We start from the raw sequence: 21,854 nt of genomic DNA, 5'->3' as shown, positions 1-21,854 counted from the left end.
CCCGCTACGCGGCCCTGGCGCGCTTGCGGCGCTGGAACGGCAGGAACCGGTCGGCCAGATGCGGGCGGGACGGCATGAGCGTGGGCTCGACCGCGAGGATCCGGTCGAACCTGAACGCCCTGATCGCCCGGCGCATCCTGCACACGCCGACCAGATACCAGTATTCGCGGTGGACCAGGCACGTCACCGGCTCGACGTCGCGGGAGGTGATCCTGCCCGAGGCGTCGCGGTAGTGGAGGCGGATCATGAGGCGGCTGGTGATGGCGTCGGCCATGAGCCGCGCCCTGGAGGCGACCTCCACCGGCAGCGGCTCGGTGAGGGTCGTGAGCGTGGTGGCGATGACGTCGTCGTCGAGCTCCAGGTGCTCGAACGCGTGCTGCAGGCCACGCCGTGCGGTGACGGCCTGGGGGCCCGCTCCGAGGTGAGCGAGGGAGAGGGCGAGGGCGGCGATCTCGGCGGTCGTCAGCGGGCGAGTATCGTGCTTCACGACTGTCGTCATACCCCAAGAATAGGGATGACGACCGACATTTTTCGAAAACCTGTGCGGCAGGCGACAACCCTATCGCCTGCCGTACAGGCCAGTGTCACCGTGACAGCTGGGACAGATCGCGCGACGCGCCCGTGGAGGCGGACGTCGTCATCGCCGCGTACGCCTGCAGGGCCGTGCTGACCGGCCGGTTGCGGTCGCGCGGGCGGTATCCGCCCAGGTCGGCCAGGAGGCGCTCGCGCCGCGCGGCCAGCTCGTCCTCGGGCACCCGCAGCTCCATCGATCGGCTCGGGATGTCGATGTCGATGATGTCGCCGTCCTCGACCAGCGCGATCGCGCCGCCCTCGGCCGCCTCGGGCGAGGCGTGACCGATCGACAGGCCGGACGTGCCGCCGGAGAAGCGGCCGTCGGTGACCAGCGCGCACGCCTTGCCCAGGCCCCTGCCTTTGAGGAAGGAGGTCGGGTAGAGCATCTCCTGCATGCCCGGGCCGCCCTTGGGGCCCTCGTAGCGGATGACCACCACGTCGCCCTCCTTGACCCGCCCGCCGAGGATGCCCTCGACCGCCTGCTCCTGCGACTCGAACACCACCGCGGGGCCGCTGAACTTCCAGATCGACTCGTCCACCCCGGCCGTCTTCACCACTGCGCCGTCACGCGAGATGTTGCCGTAGAGGATCGCCAGGCCGCCGTCGACGGTGTAGGCGTGGTCGAGGTCGCGGATGCAGCCGGCCGTACGGTCGAGGTCGAGGGAATCCCAGCGGTTGTCCTGGGAGTACGCCTTGACCGTGCGCACGTTGCCGGGGGCCGCGTGCCACAGCTCGACGGCCTCGGGCAGCACCGCCGGCGACCTCACGTCCCAGGAGGCCAGCAGGTCGGCCAGGGTGCCGCCGTTCACGGTGGACACGTCGCGGTGCAGCAGCCCGGCCCGGTCGAGCTCGCCCAGGATCGCGGGGATGCCGCCGGCGCGGTGGACGTCCTCGACGTGGTACTTGTCCGTGGCCGGGGCGACCTTGCACACGCACGGCACGCGCTGCGACAGCTCGTTGATCTCCTTGAGCCCGAAGTCCACCCCCGCCTCACGGGCGGCGGCCAGGATGTGCAGGATCGTGTTGGTCGAGCCGCCCATCGCGACGTCGAGCGTCATGGCGTTCTCGAACGCGTCGCGGGTGGCGATCGAGCGCGGCAGCACCGACTCGTCGTCGTCCTCGTAGTAGCGGCGGGTGATCTCGACCAGCTGCCGGCCCGCGTCCTCGAACAGCTTCTTGCGCGCCTTGTGCGTGGCCAGGATCGTGCCGTTGCCCGGCAGCGCCAGCCCGATGGCCTCGGTCAGGCAGTTCATGGAGTTGGCGGTGAACATGCCGGAGCACGAGCCGCAGGTCGGGCAGGCGTTCTCCTCCATCTGCAGGAGCTCGGCGTCGGAGACGGAGTCGTCGGCGGAGGCGATCATCGGGTCGATCAGGTCGAGCTTCTTGCCGGGCGTTTTGCCGGCCTCCATGGGGCCGCCGGAGACGAAGATCGTCGGGATGTTCAGCCTGAACGCGGCGAGCAGCATGCCGGGCGTGATCTTGTCGCAGTTGGACACGCAGATCAGGGCGTCGGCGCAGTGCGCGTTGACCATGTACTCGACGGCGTCGGCGATCAGCTCGCGCGACGGCAGGGAGTAGAGCATGCCGCCGTGGCCCATCGCGATGCCGTCGTCGACGGCGATCGTGTTGAACTCCCGCGGGATCGCCCCGGCCTCCCTGATCGCCGCGGACACCACGTCGCCGACGTCCCTGAGATGCACGTGACCCGGGACGAACTGGGTGAAGCTGTTGGCCACCGCGATGATCGGCTTGCCGAAGTCGCTCCCGGCTACGCCGGTCGCCCGGAGCAGGGCCCGGGCACCGGCCATGTTCCTGCCGTGGGTGACTGTACGTGACCTGAGGGCGGGCATTGCGCATCTCCCATCGCTAGCGAGTCTTCACATGGTACGGCCACTTGCCCGGCGACTGAGACGGTTGTCCACACATCGGACTCGCGGTCACGCGGTCGAGCCCGGCACGAGGCCACCCGCCGATCCCGCTCACGCTCGAACGCCCTCGCCCCGGCTGAGCACGGGCCACATCACGGACGTGGCCGGCCACCGGCGCGGCCCGATGCCACGCACCGCCGTGTCCCAGGACGACGGCGGCGCCGGAAGAGTCGGGGCGCTCAGTCCTCGCCGTAGCGGGCGGGAAGCACCTGGGCGGCGATGTCGAAGATCCGGTCGATCTCGCCGTCCGTCAGCGCCCGCTCCCGCTTGGTGATCCACTTACGGGCACGCTCGCCCTGGTAGACATCGACCCCGCGGATGGTCATGATCTTCCACGGCACCGGAGGCCCGTAGATCGCCAGCGACGGCACGACCGACACCTCGCGGCCGAACGACTTGGTGATCAGCTCGCTGGCCTGCGAGGCCTCCCACTTCGCCTCGGTGAGGCGGGCCTTCTTGTCGAAGGGACCGTGGAAGAGCTTCTTGCCCATCTGCACGCGTACGGGCAGCCGCTTGTCCCACTTCTCGGAGTCGACCGCGTACACGCCGGTCGGGCCCACCACGAGGTGGTCGATCTGGGCCTCGCTGTTGGGGATGGCCCTGGCGTGGAGCGTGCGGTAGCCGTTGCGCTCCAGCTTGCGCAGCTGCGCCTCGGTGCGCCGCTCCGCCACGGACGTGCGCCGCCAGGCGGGCACGGACGAGTGCGAGCGCGCACGGTAGACGGCCTCCAGGACGCCCGCGACCACGCCGGCGGTCACGCCCAGTCGCCAGTCGCTCACGAGGAAGCCCACCACGACGGCCACGGCGATCCCCAGCAGGACGCGGTTGCGGATCCGCCGGAAGCGTGGCTCGCGTAGCAGGCTGCGCACGGACGCGCGCTGGACGGGCGCGTACGTGGAGGTGGGCGCCGAAGGCTGCGCGGCTGCGGTCTGCTCACTCTCTGGCCGGTCGCTCACCCAGATCGGTGACGCGGTGTGACCGTCTTCTCGCTTGTCGGAGTCCACGTAACTCACCGTAGCTCGGAGATCGGAACGATTCCTAGTGTTGCCCTGTCCATAGTTTTATGGCCCAGCTCATCGTGTTCCACGCGTGTTTTCCGGGTATGTTCTACGTTCTTCTCTAGAGATCCCGTCTCACTTTTGATCTTACCTGCTGGACACGTCTGGCCCGGCGCGTACATCGGGATTACGTTCGTGGTGTGCACAGCGCGGGTGAGATTCTTCTCTTCCTCATCGGGGCGTCGTTGGGGATCTTCGTGGTGATCAGCCTGCTGGTGATGGTGCCAGGACGCGGGCAGCGGCGGCGGATCGAGACCGGTCCGGTATGGCTCGGCGGTCCGTCCGGGAGCGAGCACGGCGTCAGTACGTCGGGCCTGGTGCTGGCCGACCGGGTCGCGCCATGGGCGGAGGTGCCGGAGCACGACTGGGTGGCCGCCGCCGAGACGGCCGAGCCCGGCAGGCGTGTCGGCGGCGCCTCGGCGGGATGGTGAGGCGATCATGCGAGGACTGACCACCGCCCAGGCCGATGACATCAGACGCGCCCTGCACGCCGCCGAGCGGCGCAGCGGGCTCCGGTTCGGGGTGTTCATCGGGGAGCCGGTGGGCTCGCGCCGCCACTTCGCGGAACGCCTGCACGCCGCCCTGGGCGACGAGGCCGACGACGCGGTCCTGGTCTTCGTGGACCTGCGTGGCCGGGCCCTGGAGATCGTGACGGGGGAGCGCGCCAGGAGGCGGCTGCCTGACGGGGCCTGCCGGCTGACGGCGATGTCGATGGCCACGGTGTTCAGCGTGGGCGATCTGGTGGGCGGCCTGCTCTACGGCATCGCCGCCCTCGGCGACCAGGCCACCGCCCGCCGCTGACGTGCTGGACGTTCCGCGGGCGAGGTCGGCCACCTTCGCCGGGCTCAGCGCTCCAGGCGTTCGAGCAGGCCCACGATGTGGGAGCTGACCCCGTCCAGCAGCGTCGCGGGCTCGATCGCCGCGCCCGCGACGGCCGAGAACAGCGTGGGCAGCCCAGGCAGCGGGAAGCCGTCGTCCTTGAGAGCCGAGGCGCCGACGGCGTTCTTGTCGAGCGCGGTACGGCTGCGCTGCCAGGCGTCCAGCACCTCCTCCGGCGACGGCACCCCGAACCCGTGCCCCACGGGAGCCGCGTGCCGCAGCCGGACGAGCGGGGTGTCGGCGAAGGCGAGCGCCGTGCGGGCGCGCAGCTCCAGGTCGGCACGCTGCTCGGGCTCGACCCAGTCCATCGCGGTGCACGGGTTGCGGCAGTCGGCGACGCAGACGGCGAGCGCGCCGGCCACCTGGCTGTGCTGCCGGTCGAAGTACGCGCGCCAGCCCTCGCCCGGCTCCACCGACACGCGCAACGTCCGGTTCGTAGCCGACTGCTCGGACTTGGTGTGGTCGCACTCCCGATCGCCGATCACGCCGAAGCGGCTGCCCGGCGCGCTCAGCCCCTCGGGCCAGCGGGCGGGGTCGCCGGCGTGGCCGAGTTGCGGCTCGAAGGCCAGCAGCGGCAGGTATTCGCTGGCGATGTGGACCGCGGCGATCATCGGGCTCAGCTCGCGCCGGTGCCACCGTACGGCGATGACCTCCAGCAGCAGGCCGTACGCGGGCCGCAGGGAGTCGAGCGCCCCCCTGGGCTGCTCGCGCGGCGTCTGTGGCATGTGGCACGCCCGCGCGCGCCTTCGAAGATCCGCCGGTACGCCCTTGGCCTCGGCGGCGAAGTCCTCGGCGTCGAGCGAGAGCAACCGGTGGCCGAACTCGCACGCCTCGGCGATCTCGGCGGCCGGTGCCAGCGCGCCGAGGTCCGCGAAGGCGTAGCGGCGGGCGAGGGCGATGAGCAGGTCACGAGTCGAGTCCACGCGAAGACTTTCTCACGATCGGCGAGTGGTCCGTGATGTCGAGCGGTAGCGGCTGCTCAGGAACATGAGAGCCCCGCCGCTCATGGCGCTCGCCGCTCATGGTGCCCGCAACGCGCGGTGCTCCCCAACGCGCGGGGGCCTCCAGGAAACGTGGGGCCGAGCAGCGCGTGGGGCGCCTCAGGGCACCGGGCGCTCAGAAACCGCGGGTGCTCGGAGGCCGTGGGATGCTCAAGGGCAGGGGGCGCGGACGCACTGGATGTCGCCCGGCGGCCGGCTGATCGTGGGCTCGGACGGCGTGGGCTCCTCCGGCCCCGGCGTGGTCGGCTGCTCCGTCGGCGGATCGGGCTCCGAGGTGGACGGCGTGGGGGTGGGCGTCCTGGTCGGGGTGGCGGTGGCCGTGGCGCTCGGGGTCGGCACGGGCGTGGTGGGGGCGGTCGGCTTCGGCGAGGAGGTGTGCCGGGACGGGGGCGTGGACGGCCGGGCCGTGCTGGAGGCCGACGAGGGCGGCGACGGAGAGGCGGACGGGACCGCGGTGGTGCCGACGGCCGGCGGCTCCTGCTCGGTGGTCGTCGGCTCGGCGGGCCGCAGCCAGACCGATCCGGCCACGGCCGCCGACACGACCACGGCGGCGACCATGGTGAGCCCGGCGCGCATCGCGCGGTGGCGGCTGGGCGTGGGCGGCGTGTGCGGCGCGGCGAGCGCCTTGCGCGCGGCCTCCGCCATCAGCGCGGCCGTCGGCCAGCGCCGGTCGGGCGTCTTCTCCAGCGCCCGCGACACGACCTGGCGCGGCCCGGGAGGCACGTCGGCGGGCAGCCGCGGGATGGGGGAGTTGAGGTGCTTGAAGATGATCTGTACGGGCGTATCGCCCTGGAACGGCAGCTCCCCGGTCAGGCACTCGTACGCCACCACGCCCAGCGCGTAGACGTCGACCGCCGGCGTCACGTCGCTGTCGGTGGCCATCTCGGGCGCGCAGTAGCCGGCCGAGCAGAGCATGGTGCCGGTGGCCGTCAGATGGCCGGCCGAGGCCGAGTGGGCGATGCCGAAGTCGGTCAGCGCCACCCCGCCGTCGGGCCTGACCATGAGGTTGGCCGGCTTGACGTCGCGGTGCACGATGCCCTGCGCGTGCGCCGCCGCCAGCGCGTCGCCGACCTCCGCGACCAGCCGCATGGTGGCCTCGGAGCCGAGCGGGCCGCGCCGCAGGAGGCGGTCGAGGGACTCGCCCTCCACGTATTGCATGACCAGGAAGCTGACCTGGCGGCCCTCGACCTCGCAGACGCCGTAGTCGTAGACGTCGACCACGCCGGGATGGCGGAGCGTGGCCATGGCGCGGGCTTCGTTCTGGAACCGCTGGACGAACGTCGGATTCTCCGACAGGGCGGGCATGAGCACCTTGACGGCCACGGTCCGGCCCAGCACCGTGTCGTCGGCACGCCACACCTCGCCCATGCCACCGCCGCCGAGGCGGCCGGTGAGCACGTAGCGGTCATTGAGGGTGGTCCCCGCGCCCAGCACGTTTCCGAGGCTAACACCGCGCTTCACCTGGCATAGCCAAGTCGGTGAACACTCCGGTGAGGCGTCCCCGGCACTCCCGGCGGGCGTCTGGGGCGGGGCCGTCCAAAGCCGGGCCATCTGCGCAAAGCCCGGCCAGGACTCCCGATCATGGGGAGGGCCCCGCCGCACCGGCGGGGCCCCTGGCGCGTCAGGCGGACGCGGCGTCCTTCTCGCGGTTGCGCAGTGCCCGGCCGACGCCGTCGGCGCCCTCCAGGACGAGCCGCCGCAGCGCCTGCGGCGGCTGCTCGGCCGCCAGGTAGTCCTCGGCCGCCTTGACGGTCTCCGGCTCGATCAGCAGCGCGGGGAAGCACCCCACCGCGAACGTCGACGCCTGGTCGAACGTCCACTCCCGGTAGATGCGCCCCACCTCGGCGAAGTACTTCTCCCGGTACGGAGCCAGCAGCTCGGGGTGGTGCGGGTCCTGGAACCCGTTGATGGTCGTACGCGCGATGTGGTTGGCCAGCTTGCCGCCCACGACCCGCTCCCACGCGGCCGCCTTGGCCTCCGCCGTGGGGACCGCGGCCCGGCACAGCGCCGCCGACCGCTCGCCCGTCGCCGTCGGGTCGCGCTCCAGCTCCGCGTCGATGTCGGCCTCGCCGAGCCGCCCGCCGGAGACGAGCGCGTGGGTGAGCGTCCAGCGCAGGTCGGCGTCCACGCTGAGTCCCACGGGCACCTCGGAGCCGTCGAGGATGGCGCCCAGCAGGTCGAGGTCGGCCTCGGAGGTGGCCACCGGCGCGAACGCCTGCAGGAACGCGAGCTGGTGGTCGGAGCCGGGCGCGGCCGAGCCGAGCAGCGAGCGCAGCTCCCCGGCCAGCAGCGCCAGGCCCTCGGGCCGCCAGGACGGGTCGGCGTACTGCTGCACGGCCATGCGCGCCTGCCGCAGCACCGCCTGCAGGACCGTGATGTCCGTGACCGTGCCGGCGCCCGAGACGACCAGCTTCACGTAGTCGCGGGTGGACATCTCGCCGTCGCGGGTCATGTCCCAGGCCGCCGACCAGCACAGGGCGCGCGGCAGCGAATCGGTGAACGCGGCGATGCCGCCGTCGACCAGCGTCCGCATCGACCGCTCGTCGAGGCGGATCTTGGCGTAGGTCAGGTCGTCGTCGTTGAGCAGCACCAGGTCGGGCTGCTCCTCGCCGACCAGCTCGGCCACGCTCGTACGGGCGCCCACGACGTCCAGCTCGACCCGCTTCGTACGCTTCAGCGCGCCGTCCACCAGGGAGTAGAGCCCGATCGCGACCCGGTGTGAGCGCAGCGTCGGGTGCTCGGCGGGGGCCTCCTGCAGCACCTCGAAGCCGGTGAACCGCCCGTCCGACACCTCGAACGAGGGCCGCAGCGTGTTCACCCAGGACGTCTCCAGCCACTCCTTCGACCACGACGACAGGTCGCGGCCCGAGGTGCGCTCCAGGGCCTCGAGCAGGTCCTTCAGCTCGGTGTTGCCCCAGGCGTGCTCGGCGAAGTAGTCGCGCACGCCGGCCAGGAAGTTGTCGAGGCCGACGTAGGCCACGAGCTGCTTGAGGACCGAGGCGCCCTTGGCGTACGTGATGCCGTCGAAGTTGACCTCGACCGCCTGCATGTCGGGGATGTCGGCGGCGATGGGGTGGGTGGAGGGCAGCTGGTCCTGGCGGTAGGCCCACGCCTTCTCCACGTTGGCGAACGTGGTCCACGCGCCCTTGCCCCACCTGGTCGCCTCGGACTGGGCGAGGACGGACATGTAGGTGGCGAACGACTCGTTCAGCCACAGGTCGTCCCACCAGCGCATGGTGACGAGGTCGCCGAACCACATGTGCGCCATCTCGTGCAGGATCGTCTCGGCGCGCCGCTCGACCACCGCGTCGGTGACCCGGGAGCGGAAGACGTAGTCCTCCAGGAAGGTGACGCAGCCGGCGTTCTCCATGGCTCCGGCGTTGAACTCCGGCACGAAGCACTGGTCGTACTTGCCGAACGGGTAGCGCACCCCGAACACCTGGTGGAAGAAGTCGAAGCCCTGCCGGGTGACCTCGAGGATGTTGTCGGCGTCGAGGTGCTCGGCCAGCGAGGCACGGCAGTAGATCCCCAGCGGGATGCCGTCGTGCTCCGAGGTCACCTTGTGGTACGGCCCGGCCACCAGCGCGGTGATGTACGTCGAGATGGCCGCGGTGGGCGGGAACTGCCACCGCCTGGCCGCGTGCGCCGCGCCGTGCCTGCCGCCCTCCTCGGCCAGCTCCTCGACCCCGGAGGCGGCGGCGTTGGAGACGACCTCCCAGTCGGCGGGGGCCAGCACGGTCAGCTGGAACGTGGCCTTGAGGTCGGGCTGGTCGAAGCAGGCGTACATGCGGTGCGCGTCGGCGGTCTCGAACTGGCTGTGCAGGTAGACCTTCTGGTCCACCGGGTCGACGAAGCGGTGCAGGCCCTCGCCCGTGCGCATGTAGCTGCAGTCGGCGTCGACGCGCAGCTCGTTGGACGCGGCCACCGAGGGCAGGGGGAAGCGCCCCTTGCCGGCGTCGTAGGCGGAGACGTCGAGGTCCTCGCCGTTGAGCGTGACCTGGCGCACGTGGGCGCCGTGCAGATCGATGAAGGTGGACGCGCCCGGGCGGCTGCTGGTGAAGCGGACCGTCGTGACGCTCTCGAAGCGCTCCTCTCCCTCCGTCAGGTCGAGTGCGACCTCGTACGACTCGACCTTCAACAGCCGGGCGCGCTCGCGAGCCTCGTCCCGGGTCAGGTTGCCTGCCAAGTTGCGCTCCTTTTCACCACTTCATCGAAGTTTGCCGGTCTCGGGCCGCGTTGGGAATAGGGCTCGGACCACCTCAGGTTATGGCCACACGTGACTGAAAAGATTCCCGTGGACCTGTGGTTCGATCCTGCCTGCCCCTTCGCATGGGTGACGTCACGGTGGCTTCTCGAAGTCGAGAAGGTACGCCCCATCGCGCCGCGCTGGCGCATCATGTCCCTGTACGTCCTCAACGAGGACAAGGACGTCCCGGACGAGTACCGCGAGTCGACCAAGCGGGCCATGGGGAACGTCCGCGTGGTGGCCGCTGCCGCCGCCAAGCACGGCGACGAGGTCGTCGGCCGCCTCTACACCGAGCTCGGCACCCGCCTGCACAACGAGGGCCTGGGCAAGGAGCCCGAGCGCCTGCGCGAGGTCAGGGAGAGCGCACTGGAGGCCGCCGGTCTCGCCAAGGAGCTCGCCGACGCCGCCGACTCCGACGAGTGGGACGACGCCATCCGCGCCTCGCACAACGAGGGCATCGAGCTCGTCGGCCAGGAGGTCGGCACGCCGGTGATCCGCGTCGGCGCCAACGCCTTCTTCGGACCGGTGATCACCAAGATCATCCGAGGTGAGGACGCGGGGCGGCTCTGGGACGGCGTGCTGGCGGTCACGTCGTTCGAGGACTTCTTCGAGTTGAAGCGAAGCCGTACGAAACGGCCTCAATTCGACTAAGGGCCTCATTTCCGTAAGGCCAATCGTCGTACGCTGGCGGAAGAACGCTGCTTGCGGTGTGGAAGACTTCTTCCTTGATCAGGATGAGCCCTCACACCGTGTCCTGAAGGGCTGACAGGATGGTGGCTATGCGTCAGCTGTACATCGGCGGGTCCTGGACCGCCTCCGCGTCCGGCGAGTCGATCGAGGTGGTCAACCCGGCCACGGAGCAGATCATCGATCGGGTGCCCGCGGGGTCTCCTGACGATGTCGAGCGCGCCGCGCAAGCGGCGCGGAAGGCCTTCCCCGGCTGGTCGGAGCTGGCTCCCGCGGAGCGCGGCAAGCTGCTGGCGGCCGCCGCAGAGCTGCTGAAACAGCGCTCCGAGGAGATCGCCAAGACCATCGCGACCGACATGGGCTCGCCGGTGGGCTTCGCGCTCAAGGTGCAGACGCTCATGCCGGCCACCGTGCTGGCCTCCTACGCCCAACTGGCCGAGAGCCACCCCCGCGAGTCGCGGGTCGGCAACTCCATGGTGGTCAAGGAGCCGGTCGGGGTGGTGGCGGCGATCACGCCGTGGAACTACCCGCTGCACCAGATCATCTGCAAGGTGGCGCCCGCGCTGGCCGCTGGCTGCACCGTGGTGCTCAAGCCGAGCGAGGTGGCGCCGCTGGCGGCGTACGCGCTGACGGAGATCTTCGCCGAGGTGGGCCTGCCTCCGGGCGTGTTCAACCTGGTCAGCGGGCGCGGGCCGGTCGTCGGCGAGGCCATGGCGGCCCACCCCGAGGTCGACATGGTCTCTTTCACCGGCTCCACCGCGGCCGGCCGCCGGGTGTCCGCGCTGGCCGCCGAGTCCGTCAAGCGGGTCGCCCTGGAGCTGGGCGGCAAGTCGGCCAACGTCATCCTGCCCGACGCTGACCTGGCGCTGGCCGTCAAGGTCGGCGTGGCCAACTGCTTCGTCAACGCCGGCCAGACCTGCTCGGCGTGGACCCGCATGATCGTCCACCGCGACCAGTACGACGAGGCCGTCCACCTGGCCGTCGAGACGGCGCGCGGCTACCGCGTCGGCGACCCGTTCGACGAGACCACCCGGATCGGCCCGCTCGTGTCCGCGACCCAGCGCGACCGCGTGATCCACTACATCAACCGGGGCCAGGAGGAGGGCGCCAGGCTCGTGGCCGGCGGCACCGAGCCGCCGCACGAGCGCGGCTACTACGTCGAGCCCACGGTGTTCGCGGCGGTCGAGCCGGGAATGACGATCGAGCAGGAGGAGATCTTCGGCCCCGTGCTGTCGCTGATCCCGTACACGAGCGAGGACATCGCCGTCGAGATCGCCAACGGCACGAGGTACGGCCTGGCCGGGGCGGTGTGGTCGGGCACCGAGGAGCACGCGGTCGCGGTCGCCCGCCGGCTGCGCACCGGGCAGGTGGCCATCAACGGCGGCCGCTTCAACCCGCTGGCGCCGTTCGGCGGCTACAAGCAGTCGGGGGTCGGCCGCGAGCTGGGCGAGCAGGGGCTCGAGGAGTATCTCGAGACCAAGTCGATGCAGCTGTAGCCCTGCCCGCCCGGAGGCCCGGCCGGCCTCTCGTCAGACGAGCAGGCCGCCGCTGGCCAGGATGTTCTGGCCGGTGATCCAGCGCGAGTCGGGCCCGGCCAGGAACGCCACCACCGAGGCGATGTCGTCGGGCTGCCCCAGCCGCCGCAGCGCCGTGAGCCCCGCGGTCTGCTCCAGCGCCTCCGGCGGGTTGGCGCCCCGCAGCATGTCGGTGTCGGTCGCGCCGGAGGAGACCACGTTGACGGTGATCCCGCGCCCGCCCAGCTCCCGCGCCGCCACCTTCGTGAACTGCTCCACGGCTCCCTTGCTGCCGCAGTAGAGCGTCAGGCCGGGGGCGGGCACCTGGGTGTTGAGCGAGGACAGGGTGATGATCCGCCCGCCGTCGCGCATCACCCGGGCGGCCCACCGCATGGCCCGATGGACCGATCGGGTGTTGACCGCGAACACCCGGTCGTACTCCTCGTCCGTGATCTCCGCCAGGGGTTTCTGCCCCTCGGCGGAGGCCGCGTTGTTGACCAGGACGTCGAGCCCGGGAAGCAGCGACTCCGCCTCGGCGAACAGCCGCGCCAGATCCTCCTCGCCGCCCAGGTCGGCGCGGACGGCGTGCGCGCCGGTGGCCTTGGCCACCTGCTCGGCGGCCTCCTCCGAGCGCTCGTAGCAGAAGACGACCTCCGCACCCTCGGCGGTCAGCCGCTCGACCACGGCCCTGCCGATGCCTCTCGACCCTCCGGTGACCAGCGCGCCCTTGCCCGAGAGTGTTCCCATGCGATCAACCTACGCCCGCAGCATGATCGAACGGGCCTCGTTTCGCGGCAGGCGATCGACGTACAGCTTCCCGTCGAGGTGCTCGGTCTCGTGCTGGAAGCAGCGCGCCAGCGACCCGCGCGATGTGACCCGTACGGGCCGCTGCAGCCGGTCGAGGCCCTCCACGGTCACGCCGGCCGCCCGCGCCACCGGGGCGTAGATCGGCAGCCCCGTCCGGCGGTCGGGCACGGACAGGCAGCCCTCCTCGTCCAGCACCTCCTCGTCGTCGTCCACGGTCAGCACCGGGTTGACGACATGGCCCTTGCGCCCCGCGATGTCGTACACGAAGAGCCGCCTCGACACGCCGATCTGCGGGCCGGCCAGGCCCACGCCGTTGACCGCGTACATCGCCTGGAACATCTCGTCGATCAGCTTGCGCAGCTCGCGGTCGAAGTCCGCCACCGGTTCCGCGGGCGTGCGCAGGACCGGGTCGCCGATGATGCGGATCTCACGCATGGGTCTCCACTTTCGTAAGGACTGGACAACAGAAGAGGTCCTTACTCTAGCCAGAGGGCCGGATCGGCGGGGCTGTGGAAGACTGGAGGTGTGCGTGTCTACATCGGTGCCGACCATGCCGGCTATGAGCTCAAGAACCACCTGGTGTCCTGGCTGAAGGACCACGGCCACGAGGTGACCGACTGCGGTCCCTTCGTCTACGACGCCGAGGACGACTATCCGGCGTTCGTGCTGCGGGCGGCCGAGGGCGTCGCCGGCGACCCGGGCAGCCTGGGGGTGGTCATCGGCGGGTCGGGCAACGGCGAGCAGATCGCCTCCAACAAGGTGCGCGGCATCCGCGCGGCCCTGGCCTGGAGCGAGGAGACGGCCCGGCTGGCGCGCGAGCACAACAACGCCAACGTGGTGAGCGTCGGCGCGCGCATGCACTCCGTCGAGGAGGCCACCCGCTTCGTCGAGGTCTTCCTGACCACGGCCTTCTCCGGCAGCGAGCGCCACAGCAGGCGCATCGCGCAGCTGGCCACCTATGAGACCATCGGCCAGCTGCCCTCGCTGCCCTAGCCCCGGCGCCTGGTCTCGCGCTTGGGCATCTCGTCGCGCAGAGGCCGCCGGTCGGCGGCCTCCTGCTGCTCCTTCGACGGCTTGGACACGTCGCGGGCGCGCATGGCGACGGTCGCGGTGATCTGCAGGCTTTGCAGTGCCATGCCCATGACTCTACGTCAACGCTGCGAGAACGTCCGGTCTTGTGTCAGTGCGGTCAGAAGCCCAGACCCGCCCACGGCTTAGGGCTCCACGACATCGCGGTGGCCAGCGCGCGCACCGAGCCGGGGGAGTGCTCGCGCAGCAGGCCCGCCGCCGCCGACTCCATGAGCAGGCCGTCGCCCAGGTACGCCGAGCCGAGCGCCGCCACCGGCAGCGTCACGTCCGGCGCGTCCTCGACCGGCTTGCACTCGGCGCCCGACGGGTCGGCGGTCAGCCGCCAGCGCCCGGCGTTCCACGGGCACACGTCGTCCTCGACCTCGATCACCACGTCCACGGCCGCCGAGTAGGCACGCGCGGCCAGTGCCCGCTCGACCTCCACGACACGTACCCACAGCTCGTCCGACCAGCCGGCGCGGAGCTGGCGCTGGTCGGCGATGAGCGCGATCAGCGGGTCGTCCACCGGCCTGGTGCGCGCCTGGACCGTGGAGACGAGGTCGCGGTCCAGCACGCTGCGCCAGAGCAGGGCGTAGGCCGCCGGATCGGCCGCCTCCAGCTCGCGGAGCCGCAGCTCGCCGTCGGGGACGCCATTGCCGTCCCAGGACGCCTTGATGCGGAACAGCGCGTAGCCGCGCACGCCCTCGTCGTCCTCGGCGAGCACCGAGCGCAGCGATCCGGCCCCGTGCTGGTCGAACTCCTCGTCGGCCAGCACGTTGTCCCACGTGCGGGCGTTGCGGTCGTAGCGGCCGGGGCGCCGGTCCACGACGGAGGCGAACAGCCGCTCCAGGTCCGCTCGCACGTCGGCGGGCCTGGCCACCCTGATCCGCAGCGACGGGTCGGCGGGGGCGTTCGCGGTGAACGCCGAGCCGCTCGTGCGGATGCGGAACGACAGCTCGTGGGCGGCCCTGCCGTACCCGTACCTGCCGTATATGGGGGTTTCCGAGGCGAAGAGGGCGGCGACGCTCTCGCCGCGCTCGCGGACGTCGGCGAGTTGCCGGCGCATCAGGGAGGTGAGGATGCCGCGGCGGCGGTGCGAGGGCAGCACGCTGACACTCGTGACGCCGGCGACGGGCATCCGGCCGCCGGGCACGGTCATCGTGAGGCTGAAGATGGAGGTGACGCCGGCGATGAGGTCGCCGTCGAAGGCGGCGAGCGTGCGGTCGAACTCCGTCTCGCGCTTGTACCGCTCCATTTCCTTGGGGTGCGGCGTCCAGCCGAACCCCTCTTCGGTGACCCTGGCGAAGGAGGGCCACTCGGATTCGTCAATCGGACGGATCGGGTACGTCATCCGTCCACGGTAGGAGCGGGCAAAGGGGGAGGGCCACCCAATATCCGTGCTTAATGATCAAGGCGTTGGTCAAGTGGGCTGCCCAAACACGGGTCAGACCGATACAGTCAGGCCCATCATGAGTTCCCGTCCTGCGCCGCTCATCCCGCCCCGGGTCCGTGCGGTCCTGGTCCGGGTGCCCTTCCTGGTCGCCTTCGTACGCTTCGTCCGGCGCGGGCCGCTGGCGCGCGACCGCAACCTGCTGGTCACGCTGACCGTGCTCGCGCTCGTCATCGGATTCCTGGCGGCGGAGGTCTCGACCGAGTGGTTCTCGCCGTCGCTGCTCATCCTCGTCACCCTGGTCGGCGGCCTCCAGCTCCGCCTGCGCAGCCTGGTCAAGCTGCTGGTCGGGGTCGCGGTCGCGCTCGGCTACATCGCGGTCACGCTGGGGGCGGCGCGCGTCGGGCTGGGGCTCACGGTGACGATCGCGTTCACCACGGTGCTGGCCGTGCTGATGGCCCGCACCAGGGGCAAACTGGGCGTCCAGGGGCTGCGCGGCGACGCGATGCTGCTGGAGCTGCGCGACCGGCTCAAGAGCCAGGGCGAGCTGCCCCCGCTGCCGAAGGACTGGGGCGGCAAAGTCGTGCTCAAGCAGGCGGGCGGTTCCTCCTTCGGCGGGGACTTCCTGGTCTCCCTGCGCGACGGCGACACCGTCGACATCGCGCTGGTCGACGTGTCCGGCAAGGGCGTCGACGCCGGCACCAGAGCACTGATGCTGTCGGGCACGTTCGGCGGGCTGCTCGGCGCGGTCGACGACTTCCTGCCCGCGTGCAACGCCTACCTGCACCGGCAGCGGGGCGACGAGGGGTTCGTGACCGCCGTACACGTACGCCTCGACCTCGGCACCGGCGACTACACGATCACCTCGGCCGGGCACCCGCCGGTGGTCAAGTTCGACGCCGGCACCGGCAACTGGCAGGTCGCCGCGGCCAAGGGCGTGGTGCTCGGCGTGGTGCCCGACCTGCACTGCGAGCCCGACAGCGGCACCCTGCGCAAGGGCGACGCGCTGCTGCTGTTCACCGACGGGCTGATCGAGCAGCCGGGCCGCGACATCGACGCCGGCCTCGACCGGCTGCTCGGGGAGGCCGAGCGGCTACTGCCCTCCGGGTTCCGCGACGGCGCCAGGGCGCTGGTCAACGCCATGGCCTCGGGCCACAACGACGACTGCGCGCTGGTGCTGATCTGGCGGCCCTAGACCGCCATGCCCTTCGCGCACGCCAGCCGTGGGCGCCGGTTCGTTCGACTACCCTGGGGCTGTCGGACATTTGGTCCACCCCTGTCGTCGGCTACGGAGCGCGCATAGATGAACTGGCTCTATCTCGTGGGGATCGTCGTCTTCGTGCTCGGGCTGATGATCTCCATCGGTCTGCACGAGATCGGCCATCTGGTGCCCGCGAAGCTCTTCGGCGTCAGGGTGACCCAGTACATGGTCGGCTTCGGCTCGACGGCCTGGTCGATGCGGAGGGGCGAGACCGAGTACGGCATCAAGTGGATCCCCTTCGGCGGCTACATCCGCATGATCGGCATGCTGCCGCCGCGCCCCGGCGACGACCCCACCAAGGTCAGGTCCTCCGCGACCGGGCCGTTCCAGGGCCTCATCGAGTCCGCCCGCGACGCCGCGCAGGAAGAGGTCCGGCCGGGTGACGAGGACCGCGTCTTCTACCGCAAGAAGTGGTGGCAGAAGGTCATCATCATGTCCGGCGGCCCGGCGATGAACTTCGTGCTCTCGTTCGTCTTCTTCAGCATCCTGCTGGTCGGCATCGGCCTGCCCACCTGGGCGCCGATCGTGTCGCCCGAGACCGACACGTGCGTGATCCCGATGACGGAGAAGCGCGACACGTGCAAGTCCACCGACAAGCCCACTCCGGCCGCCCAGGCGGGGATGAAGCCCGGCGACCGCATGGTCTCGCTCGACGGCCAGAAGATCGTCTCCTGGGACGACGCCACCCGCCTGATCCGCACCCACGGCGCCGGCCCGGCCGATCTCGGCATCATCCGTGACGGCAAGCCGATGACGCTCCACGTCACGCTCATCGCCCAGGACCGTCCCAACCCGCAGGACCCGAAGAAGATCGACAAGAACGTCGGCTTCCTCGGCGTCCTGCCCACCGAGGTCATGGAGAAGCAGAGCATCGGTCAGGTGCTCGGCTACATGGGCGAGCTGACCGGCCGGGTGGCCGGCTCGATCCTCAACCTGCCCGAGAAGATGGTCGGCATCTGGCACGCGGCCTTCTCCGGCGACGAGCGCGACCCCGAGGGCCCGGTCGGCGTCGTCGGCGCGGGCCGCATGGGCGGCGAGATCCTCGCCTCCGACCTGTCCAACGAGAAGAAGATCGCCATCTTCGTCAACCTGCTGGCCGGGTTCAACCTGGCGATCGGCATGTTCAACCTCATCCCGCTGCTGCCGCTCGACGGCGGCCACATCGCCGGCGGGCTCTGGGAGGGCATCAAGCGGGGCTACGCCCGGATCATGCGGCGGCCGGAGCCCGGCTACGTGGACATCGCGAAGGTGCTGCCCCTGACGTACGCGATAGCCCTCGTCATGGTGGTCATGGCCGGTCTGCTGGCCTACGCCGACCTGGTCAACCCGATCACGCTGACGCGGTGACGGCCCCGGTGGACGCCCTGGAGCGGCTCCGGGCGATCTGCCTCGCGCTGCCCGAGGTTACCGAACGGCTCAGCCACGGGGAGCCGACGTGGTTCGTCCGGGGCAAGAAGACGTTCGTGATGTTCGCCGACCACCACCACGACGACCGGCTGGCCTTCTGGTGCGCGGCCCCGCACGGGGCGCAGGAGGAACTGGTCGGGGAGGCCCCGGAGCGCTTCTTCCGCCCGCCGTACGTCGGGCACCGAGGGTGGCTGGGGGTCTACCTGGACGTCGAGGTGGACTGGGCGGAGGTGGCGGAGATCGTCGTGGACGCCTACCGCCAGATCGCGCCGAAGTCGCTCGTGGCACGCCTGCCGTAAAGGCTCCTGCCCGTCTCCTGAATCGTGTCGGCGATGATTTTCGCCGCGCTCTCCGGTCTGTATCTCCGAGATCGACCGCACCCGAGGAGAGCACATCATGACCGCCACCTACACCTTCGACGTCTTCTGCAGCCTCGACGGCTACGGCTCCTACAACAGCAGGGGTGACTGGGGCGGCTACTGGGGCAAGCACGGTCCGGAGTTTCTCGACCGCCGCCTCGCCGTGTACGGCGAGGAGCAGCGGATGGTCCTCGGAGCCAACACCTTCCGGCTGTTCGCCCGGCTGCTGGGCCCGATCACCGAGGAGTCCGAGGCGAACGACCCGGTGAACACCCGGATGCGGAACCTGCCGACAACGGTGGTGTCGACCACACTGGACGGGCCCCTCGACTGGCCGGACGCGACGCTCGTGAACGGTGACGCCGTCGAGGTCGTCGCCCGGCTCAAGGAGGAGTCCGAGGTGCCGCTTCGCTCGCACGGCAGCCTGGCGATGAACCGGGCGCTGATGGCCGCCGGCCTGGTCGACCGCGTGCAGGTGACGCTCTTCCCTGTGATCACCGGGCAGACCGGAGCCGCCCCGGTCTTCCAGGGAGCGGCCGACTTTCACCTCGAACTGATCGAGCAGCGGACGCTCGACGGCCGCATCCAGGAACTCACCTACCGGCCCACACCGGCCTAGGACGAACCACCGGCCTAGGACGAACCAAACGCCAGAACCCACGTCGTCCTGCACGTTCGCGTCCTCGACGCCATCACTCACCGGGTCGGACCACGTTGCGCAAGCCGAAACAGGACTCGAACCAGCGCACTACGACTCGCCGCGCCGACGGGCGAGATGGATGGTGATGTCGGCGACGATCTCGACTGTGTCAGGCAGAATCCGCATGATCCGGCTGAACACCTGCTCCTGCTCAGTAGCTGGCAATACGAGATAAGCCGAGACGGTTGAGAGATAGCCAACGTAGTCGCTCGCACTCATGGTCAGGCGCCGCTCGATCATGGATTGCCGAACATCGTCGAACCATTCAGAACGCTGGAGTTCCGTACCGGGCCATTGCATGTCATGATCCGGAGGCGTCCCGTCCGGAGACGGAACCTCGTCGCTCGCCAAGAACGGTGACCGCGCCGAGCGAACAGCCTCTTCCACAGCCGGGTCGGCCAGTTGGACCGGCCCGCCAAAGGAGGCGAACACGCCACCCGGCTCCAGTAGCCCCGCCATGCGTGACCACCGATTTTCCGGGGTCGTCCAGTGCAACGCTGCCGCCGCGAAAACCAACCCGTACCTTTGCCCAGGTCGCAAGTCCTCGAACGCGGCTCGCACGGTCCTGACGTTTACCGGAACGTGCCTGCGTAGCTCGGCGAGCATGGCACCGTCAGGTTCGGTAGCGGTGACCGTGACCCCTCGTCGAGCAAGCAGGCGGGTTGCTTTGCCTGTCCCGGCGCCGATTTCGAGGGCGGTCCGGACCGGCCGGCCCGCGTACGCCATCACCAGGTCGAAAAGCTCCACGGGGTACCCCGGACGGAACCGTTCGTACGCTTCTGCCACCGTTCCGAAGCTCAGGGCGCGACCAGACATGCCGAGCATCCTGACACGGTCTGCGCGTCAATGCTCGATCTTTTCGCGCCACCACGAGAGCCGCGACACGGCTTCGTGTCGCGGCCCTCTGACAGCGGGCTGCCACTCACGTTGTCACTCAGAAGGCCGCTCCCGATCTCGGTGAGCGGCCTTCGTGCTGGTCTCGCTGGTCGGGGCGACAGGATTTGAACCTGCGACTTCTTGCTCCCAAAGCAAGCGCGCTGCCAAGCTGCGCCACGCCCCGCCATCGCCGAGTGCGCGAGCGCTCCGGGACTCCGGTACGCTTTTGCCCTGACGACCGGATGAAGTCTAGACCAGAGTTCGACCGGTTCGCGCGGACGTAGCTCAATGGTAGAGCCCTAGTCTTCCAAACTAGCTACGCGGGTTCGATTCCCGTCGTCCGCTCTCATCCGCGAAAGGCCAGGTCATCCCCGGCCTTTCGTGCTCTTCGCCCAGCCCTGCGATGCCCCGTCGCATTGGCCGATCGGTTTTCCCGCGCTCCTGAGAACGAGCAGGAGAAATCGGTAGCGGGCAATGAGCGGGATCGCCGCCGGTCGCAGGTCACGACGCGAGGGACATGCTGACCGTTGCCCTGGACCTCAGGGGCGAGGCTCGAGGCGATCCCGACGCACAGCACGTCCCAGACGCGCTCGTCATGGTTGATCGTGATGTCGATCCGACGATTCTCACGGCGCATCCGGTCATCATGATGGAGCGCGGGGCAGGCGGGCAATGAGCGGGATCGCCGCCGGCCGCAGGTCACGACGCGAGGGCGGCCTGGCCTTGGCGTTTGTGCCTATACTCCGGGAATGGTGCCTGAGAGGATCTTCGGATTTCCCACCCGTCACCAAGGCGACCCTGACCGGGTGGCCGTGCTGCTGCCCGGCGGCGGCTACATGCCCGCCCGTCCCCTGCTCCACTACGCCCGCACGGTGCTGGCCCATCACGGGTGGACCGTGCAGGAGGTCTGGTGGGAGCCGCCCACGGCGGGCTCCTACGCCGAGCGGGAGGCGTGGGTGGTCGAGCGGGCGCGGGCGGCGGTCGACGCGGAGAGCGCCGGGCAGGTGCTGCTGGTGGGCAAGTCGCTCGGCACGCTGGCCGCGTCCTTCGCCGCCGAGCGGCGGCTGCCCGCCATCTGGCTCACCCCGCTGCTCAACGTCGAGTCCGTCGTCGCGGGGGTGCGGCGCAGCCAGGAGCCGACGCTGCTGGTGGGCGGTACGGCCGACACGGTCTGGGACGCGGAGCTCGTCCGCGGACTGGGACACCCGTACCTGGAGGTGCCCGATGCCAATCACGGGATGGAGATCGTCGAAGACCCCGTGCGCTCGGCCGGGATTCTGAGGGACGTGACGGCGGAGATGGCGCGGTTCGTGTCGGGGCTGCGTTCGTAGGGATGCGGGCGCGACCGATCTCCCGCGACGCCCTCGTCGAGGAGCTGGCGGAAAGGGTGGCCGGCCGGCCGGGGTGGGTGCGGGTGGCGGTGGACGGCGCGCCCGCCGCGCGTCCCGGGTCGCTGGCCGACGAGCTCGTGGCGCCGCTGCGGGTGCGCGGCAGGCCCGTGCTGCGCGTGTCGGCGGGCGACTTCCTGCGGCCCGCGTCGCTGCGGCTGGAGCACGGCAGGACCGACCCGGACGCCTTCTACGAGGACTGGCTGGACGTCAAGGCGCTCGCGCGGGAGGTGCTGGAACCGCTGGACCCGGGCGGTCCGGGGCGGGTGCTGCCGCGGCTGTGGGACAGCCGGATCGATCGGGCGTACCGGGCGCCGTACGAGGAACTGCCCCCGGGAGGGGTGCTGATCGTGGACGGGACGCTGCTGCTGGGCCGGGGGCTGGCGTTCGAGGTCAGCGTGCACCTGTGGCTGTCGGCGGGTGCGCTGGAGCGCGGGACCCCCGAGGACGAGCGGTGGCGGCTGCCCGCGTACGAGCGGTACGAGCGGGAGGCGCGGCCCCGGCGGAGCGCGGACGTGGTGGTCAGGGCCGATCACCCGGCCCGGCCGGCGCTGCTGGAGGACGATGGGTGACGGGGTGGCCGCCGGGCGAGGCGGCCACCCGGTCAACGCGCCGTGGGGCGCTTGCCGTGGTTCGCCTTCTTCTTCTTGCGTGCCCTGCCCTTGCGTGCGCGCCTGGCCATAAGCTCGCCTCCAGTGGTCGGCTGTACTTG

At 70.6% G+C, this 21,854-nt stretch carries 24 protein-coding genes and 2 tRNA genes; 13 read left to right on the top strand and 13 right to left on the bottom strand.

Features of this window, described 5'->3' with window-relative positions; all coding sequences use genetic code 11:
• Positions 1–4 precede the first annotated feature (4 nt).
• From FH608_RS32685 to FH608_RS32675, 3 genes are all read right to left on the bottom strand, one after another.
• Complete coding sequence (locus tag FH608_RS32685; RefSeq protein WP_193318755.1) at positions 5–499, bottom strand: helix-turn-helix transcriptional regulator; 495 nt, start codon at positions 497–499, stop codon at positions 5–7.
• A gap of 85 nt (positions 500–584) precedes the next feature.
• Positions 585–2,423, bottom strand: coding sequence for a dihydroxy-acid dehydratase (gene ilvD, locus FH608_RS32680; protein WP_139634221.1), 1,839 nt, complete (start codon positions 2,421–2,423; stop codon positions 585–587).
• Between the two features lie 257 nt (positions 2,424–2,680).
• Positions 2,681–3,505 (bottom strand): nuclease-related domain-containing protein, encoded by an 825-nt coding sequence (locus tag FH608_RS32675; protein ID WP_139634220.1) that lies wholly within the window; start codon positions 3,503–3,505, stop codon positions 2,681–2,683.
• A gap of 194 nt (positions 3,506–3,699) precedes the next feature.
• Between FH608_RS32675 and FH608_RS32670 the strand changes: the two genes are divergently transcribed.
• Positions 3,700–3,990 carry a hypothetical protein gene (locus tag FH608_RS32670; protein ID WP_139634218.1) on the top strand — a complete coding sequence of 97 codons (291 nt, stop codon included), beginning with the start codon at positions 3,700–3,702 and terminating at the stop codon, positions 3,988–3,990.
• Between the two features lie 7 nt (positions 3,991–3,997).
• Positions 3,998–4,360 carry a DUF5130 family protein gene (locus tag FH608_RS32665; RefSeq protein ID WP_139634217.1) on the top strand — a complete coding sequence of 121 codons (363 nt, stop codon included), beginning with the start codon at positions 3,998–4,000 and terminating at the stop codon, positions 4,358–4,360.
• Positions 4,361–4,404: 44 nt separating this feature from the next.
• On the opposite strand, the gene FH608_RS32660 is transcribed toward FH608_RS32665, so the two are convergent.
• From FH608_RS32660 to pepN, 3 genes are all read right to left on the bottom strand, one after another.
• Positions 4,405–5,361 (bottom strand): hypothetical protein, encoded by a 957-nt coding sequence (locus FH608_RS32660; protein WP_139634216.1) that lies wholly within the window; start codon positions 5,359–5,361, stop codon positions 4,405–4,407.
• 228 nt (positions 5,362–5,589) lie between these two features.
• Positions 5,590–6,873, bottom strand: coding sequence for a serine/threonine-protein kinase (locus FH608_RS53925; RefSeq protein ID WP_263008696.1), 1,284 nt, complete (start codon positions 6,871–6,873; stop codon positions 5,590–5,592).
• Positions 6,874–7,060: 187 nt separating this feature from the next.
• Positions 7,061–9,625, bottom strand: a complete 2,565-nt coding sequence (pepN, locus tag FH608_RS32650) for an aminopeptidase N (RefSeq protein ID WP_139634215.1) — start codon at positions 9,623–9,625, stop codon at positions 7,061–7,063.
• A 90-nt stretch (positions 9,626–9,715) separates the two neighbouring features.
• Here pepN and FH608_RS32645 point away from each other — a divergent pair, with 90 nt between their 5' ends.
• Positions 9,716–10,336 carry a mycothiol-dependent nitroreductase Rv2466c family protein gene (locus FH608_RS32645; protein WP_139634214.1) on the top strand — a complete coding sequence of 207 codons (621 nt, stop codon included), beginning with the start codon at positions 9,716–9,718 and terminating at the stop codon, positions 10,334–10,336.
• Between the two features lie 128 nt (positions 10,337–10,464).
• The gene (locus tag FH608_RS32640) at positions 10,465–11,868 is read left to right on the top strand and encodes an aldehyde dehydrogenase family protein (protein ID WP_139634213.1); all 1,404 of its coding nucleotides are present in this window, start codon (positions 10,465–10,467) and stop codon (positions 11,866–11,868) included.
• 33 nt (positions 11,869–11,901) lie between these two features.
• Here FH608_RS32640 and FH608_RS32635 read toward each other — a convergent pair whose 3' ends face one another.
• Both FH608_RS32635 and def read right to left on the bottom strand, forming a co-directional pair.
• Positions 11,902–12,633 carry an SDR family oxidoreductase gene (locus FH608_RS32635; protein WP_139634212.1) on the bottom strand — a complete coding sequence of 244 codons (732 nt, stop codon included), beginning with the start codon at positions 12,631–12,633 and terminating at the stop codon, positions 11,902–11,904.
• A gap of 9 nt (positions 12,634–12,642) precedes the next feature.
• Positions 12,643–13,128, bottom strand: coding sequence for a peptide deformylase (def, locus tag FH608_RS32630; RefSeq protein WP_139634211.1), 486 nt, complete (start codon positions 13,126–13,128; stop codon positions 12,643–12,645).
• Positions 13,129–13,218: 90 nt separating this feature from the next.
• Here def and FH608_RS32625 point away from each other — a divergent pair, with 90 nt between their 5' ends.
• Positions 13,219–13,686 carry a ribose-5-phosphate isomerase gene (locus FH608_RS32625; RefSeq protein ID WP_139634209.1) on the top strand — a complete coding sequence of 156 codons (468 nt, stop codon included), beginning with the start codon at positions 13,219–13,221 and terminating at the stop codon, positions 13,684–13,686.
• Here the strand turns inward: FH608_RS32625 and FH608_RS51770 are convergent.
• Both FH608_RS51770 and FH608_RS32620 read right to left on the bottom strand, forming a co-directional pair.
• Entirely contained in the window at positions 13,683–13,829 is a 147-nt protein-coding gene (locus FH608_RS51770) for a hypothetical protein (protein WP_153264464.1), read from the bottom strand. The genes FH608_RS32625 and FH608_RS51770 overlap by 4 nt on opposite strands.
• Before the next feature lie 53 nt (positions 13,830–13,882).
• Positions 13,883–15,112, bottom strand: a complete 1,230-nt coding sequence (locus tag FH608_RS32620; protein ID WP_139634208.1) for a GNAT family N-acetyltransferase — start codon at positions 15,110–15,112, stop codon at positions 13,883–13,885.
• 118 nt (positions 15,113–15,230) lie between these two features.
• Between FH608_RS32620 and FH608_RS32615 the strand changes: the two genes are divergently transcribed.
• From FH608_RS32615 to FH608_RS32600, 4 genes are all read left to right on the top strand, one after another.
• A complete protein-coding gene (locus tag FH608_RS32615) occupies positions 15,231–16,346 on the top strand; it encodes a PP2C family protein-serine/threonine phosphatase (RefSeq protein ID WP_139634207.1) in 1,116 nt (371 codons plus the stop codon).
• 108 nt (positions 16,347–16,454) lie between these two features.
• Positions 16,455–17,759 carry a M50 family metallopeptidase gene (locus FH608_RS32610; RefSeq protein WP_139634206.1) on the top strand — a complete coding sequence of 435 codons (1,305 nt, stop codon included), beginning with the start codon at positions 16,455–16,457 and terminating at the stop codon, positions 17,757–17,759.
• Positions 17,756–18,118, top strand: a complete 363-nt coding sequence (locus FH608_RS32605) for an MmcQ/YjbR family DNA-binding protein (RefSeq protein ID WP_226900101.1) — start codon at positions 17,756–17,758, stop codon at positions 18,116–18,118. Before FH608_RS32610 ends, FH608_RS32605 begins: the two co-directional genes overlap by 4 nt.
• A 97-nt stretch (positions 18,119–18,215) precedes the next feature.
• Positions 18,216–18,797, top strand: coding sequence for a dihydrofolate reductase family protein (locus FH608_RS32600; protein WP_139634204.1), 582 nt, complete (start codon positions 18,216–18,218; stop codon positions 18,795–18,797).
• A 129-nt stretch (positions 18,798–18,926) separates the two neighbouring features.
• Here the strand turns inward: FH608_RS32600 and FH608_RS32595 are convergent, their stop codons facing one another.
• On the bottom strand, positions 18,927–19,694 hold the full coding sequence (locus FH608_RS32595; protein ID WP_139634203.1) for a class I SAM-dependent methyltransferase: 768 nt from the start codon (positions 19,692–19,694) through the stop codon (positions 18,927–18,929).
• Between the two features lie 167 nt (positions 19,695–19,861).
• A tRNA-Pro gene (locus tag FH608_RS32590) sits at positions 19,862–19,938 on the bottom strand.
• A gap of 90 nt (positions 19,939–20,028) precedes the next feature.
• Between FH608_RS32590 and FH608_RS32585 the strand changes: the two genes are divergently transcribed.
• From FH608_RS32585 to FH608_RS32575, 4 genes are all read left to right on the top strand, one after another.
• Positions 20,029–20,099: transfer RNA gene (locus tag FH608_RS32585), tRNA-Gly, on the top strand.
• Positions 20,100–20,271: 172 nt separating this feature from the next.
• Complete coding sequence (locus tag FH608_RS51765) at positions 20,272–20,430, top strand: hypothetical protein (RefSeq protein WP_193318754.1); 159 nt, start codon at positions 20,272–20,274, stop codon at positions 20,428–20,430.
• Between the two features lie 73 nt (positions 20,431–20,503).
• Positions 20,504–21,085, top strand: coding sequence for an alpha/beta fold hydrolase (locus tag FH608_RS32580; protein ID WP_139634202.1), 582 nt, complete (start codon positions 20,504–20,506; stop codon positions 21,083–21,085).
• A 2-nt stretch (positions 21,086–21,087) separates the two neighbouring features.
• On the top strand, positions 21,088–21,714 hold the full coding sequence (locus FH608_RS32575) for a nucleoside/nucleotide kinase family protein (RefSeq protein ID WP_139634201.1): 627 nt from the start codon (positions 21,088–21,090) through the stop codon (positions 21,712–21,714).
• 32 nt (positions 21,715–21,746) lie between these two features.
• Here FH608_RS32575 and FH608_RS54495 read toward each other — a convergent pair whose 3' ends face one another.
• The gene (locus tag FH608_RS54495) at positions 21,747–21,824 is read right to left on the bottom strand and encodes a 50S ribosomal protein bL37 (protein WP_372513659.1); all 78 of its coding nucleotides are present in this window, start codon (positions 21,822–21,824) and stop codon (positions 21,747–21,749) included.
• Positions 21,825–21,854 lie beyond the last annotated feature (30 nt).

The organism is Nonomuraea phyllanthi, from assembly GCF_006334985.2.
Classification (GTDB): Bacteria; Actinomycetota; Actinomycetes; order Streptosporangiales; family Streptosporangiaceae; genus Nonomuraea; species Nonomuraea phyllanthi.
This window is presented reverse-complemented; position numbering and strand designations above follow the sequence as displayed.

Coding starts and splice junctions, on each gene's coding strand:
- FH608_RS32685 (WP_193318755.1), bottom strand. CDS start 499: ATGACGACAGTCGTGAAGCACGATACTCGCCCGCTGACGACCGCCGAG.
- ilvD (WP_139634221.1), bottom strand. CDS start 2,423: ATGCCCGCCCTCAGGTCACGTACAGTCACCCACGGCAGGAACATGGCC.
- FH608_RS32665 (WP_139634217.1), top strand. CDS start 3,998: ATGCGAGGACTGACCACCGCCCAGGCCGATGACATCAGACGCGCCCTG.
- FH608_RS32640 (WP_139634213.1), top strand. CDS start 10,465: ATGCGTCAGCTGTACATCGGCGGGTCCTGGACCGCCTCCGCGTCCGGC.
- FH608_RS32635 (WP_139634212.1), bottom strand. CDS start 12,633: ATGGGAACACTCTCGGGCAAGGGCGCGCTGGTCACCGGAGGGTCGAGA.
- def (WP_139634211.1), bottom strand. CDS start 13,128: ATGCGTGAGATCCGCATCATCGGCGACCCGGTCCTGCGCACGCCCGCG.
- FH608_RS51770 (WP_153264464.1), bottom strand. CDS start 13,829: ATGGCACTGCAAAGCCTGCAGATCACCGCGACCGTCGCCATGCGCGCC.
- FH608_RS32620 (WP_139634208.1), bottom strand. CDS start 15,112: ATGACGTACCCGATCCGTCCGATTGACGAATCCGAGTGGCCCTCCTTC.
- FH608_RS32615 (WP_139634207.1), top strand. CDS start 15,231: ATGAGTTCCCGTCCTGCGCCGCTCATCCCGCCCCGGGTCCGTGCGGTC.
- FH608_RS32610 (WP_139634206.1), top strand. CDS start 16,455: ATGAACTGGCTCTATCTCGTGGGGATCGTCGTCTTCGTGCTCGGGCTG.
- FH608_RS32600 (WP_139634204.1), top strand. CDS start 18,216: ATGACCGCCACCTACACCTTCGACGTCTTCTGCAGCCTCGACGGCTAC.
- FH608_RS32595 (WP_139634203.1), bottom strand. CDS start 19,694: ATGTCTGGTCGCGCCCTGAGCTTCGGAACGGTGGCAGAAGCGTACGAA.
- FH608_RS51765 (WP_193318754.1), top strand. CDS start 20,272: ATGCTGACCGTTGCCCTGGACCTCAGGGGCGAGGCTCGAGGCGATCCC.
- FH608_RS32580 (WP_139634202.1), top strand. CDS start 20,504: ATGGTGCCTGAGAGGATCTTCGGATTTCCCACCCGTCACCAAGGCGAC.
- FH608_RS32575 (WP_139634201.1), top strand. CDS start 21,088: ATGCGGGCGCGACCGATCTCCCGCGACGCCCTCGTCGAGGAGCTGGCG.
- FH608_RS54495 (WP_372513659.1), bottom strand. CDS start 21,824: ATGGCCAGGCGCGCACGCAAGGGCAGGGCACGCAAGAAGAAGAAGGCG.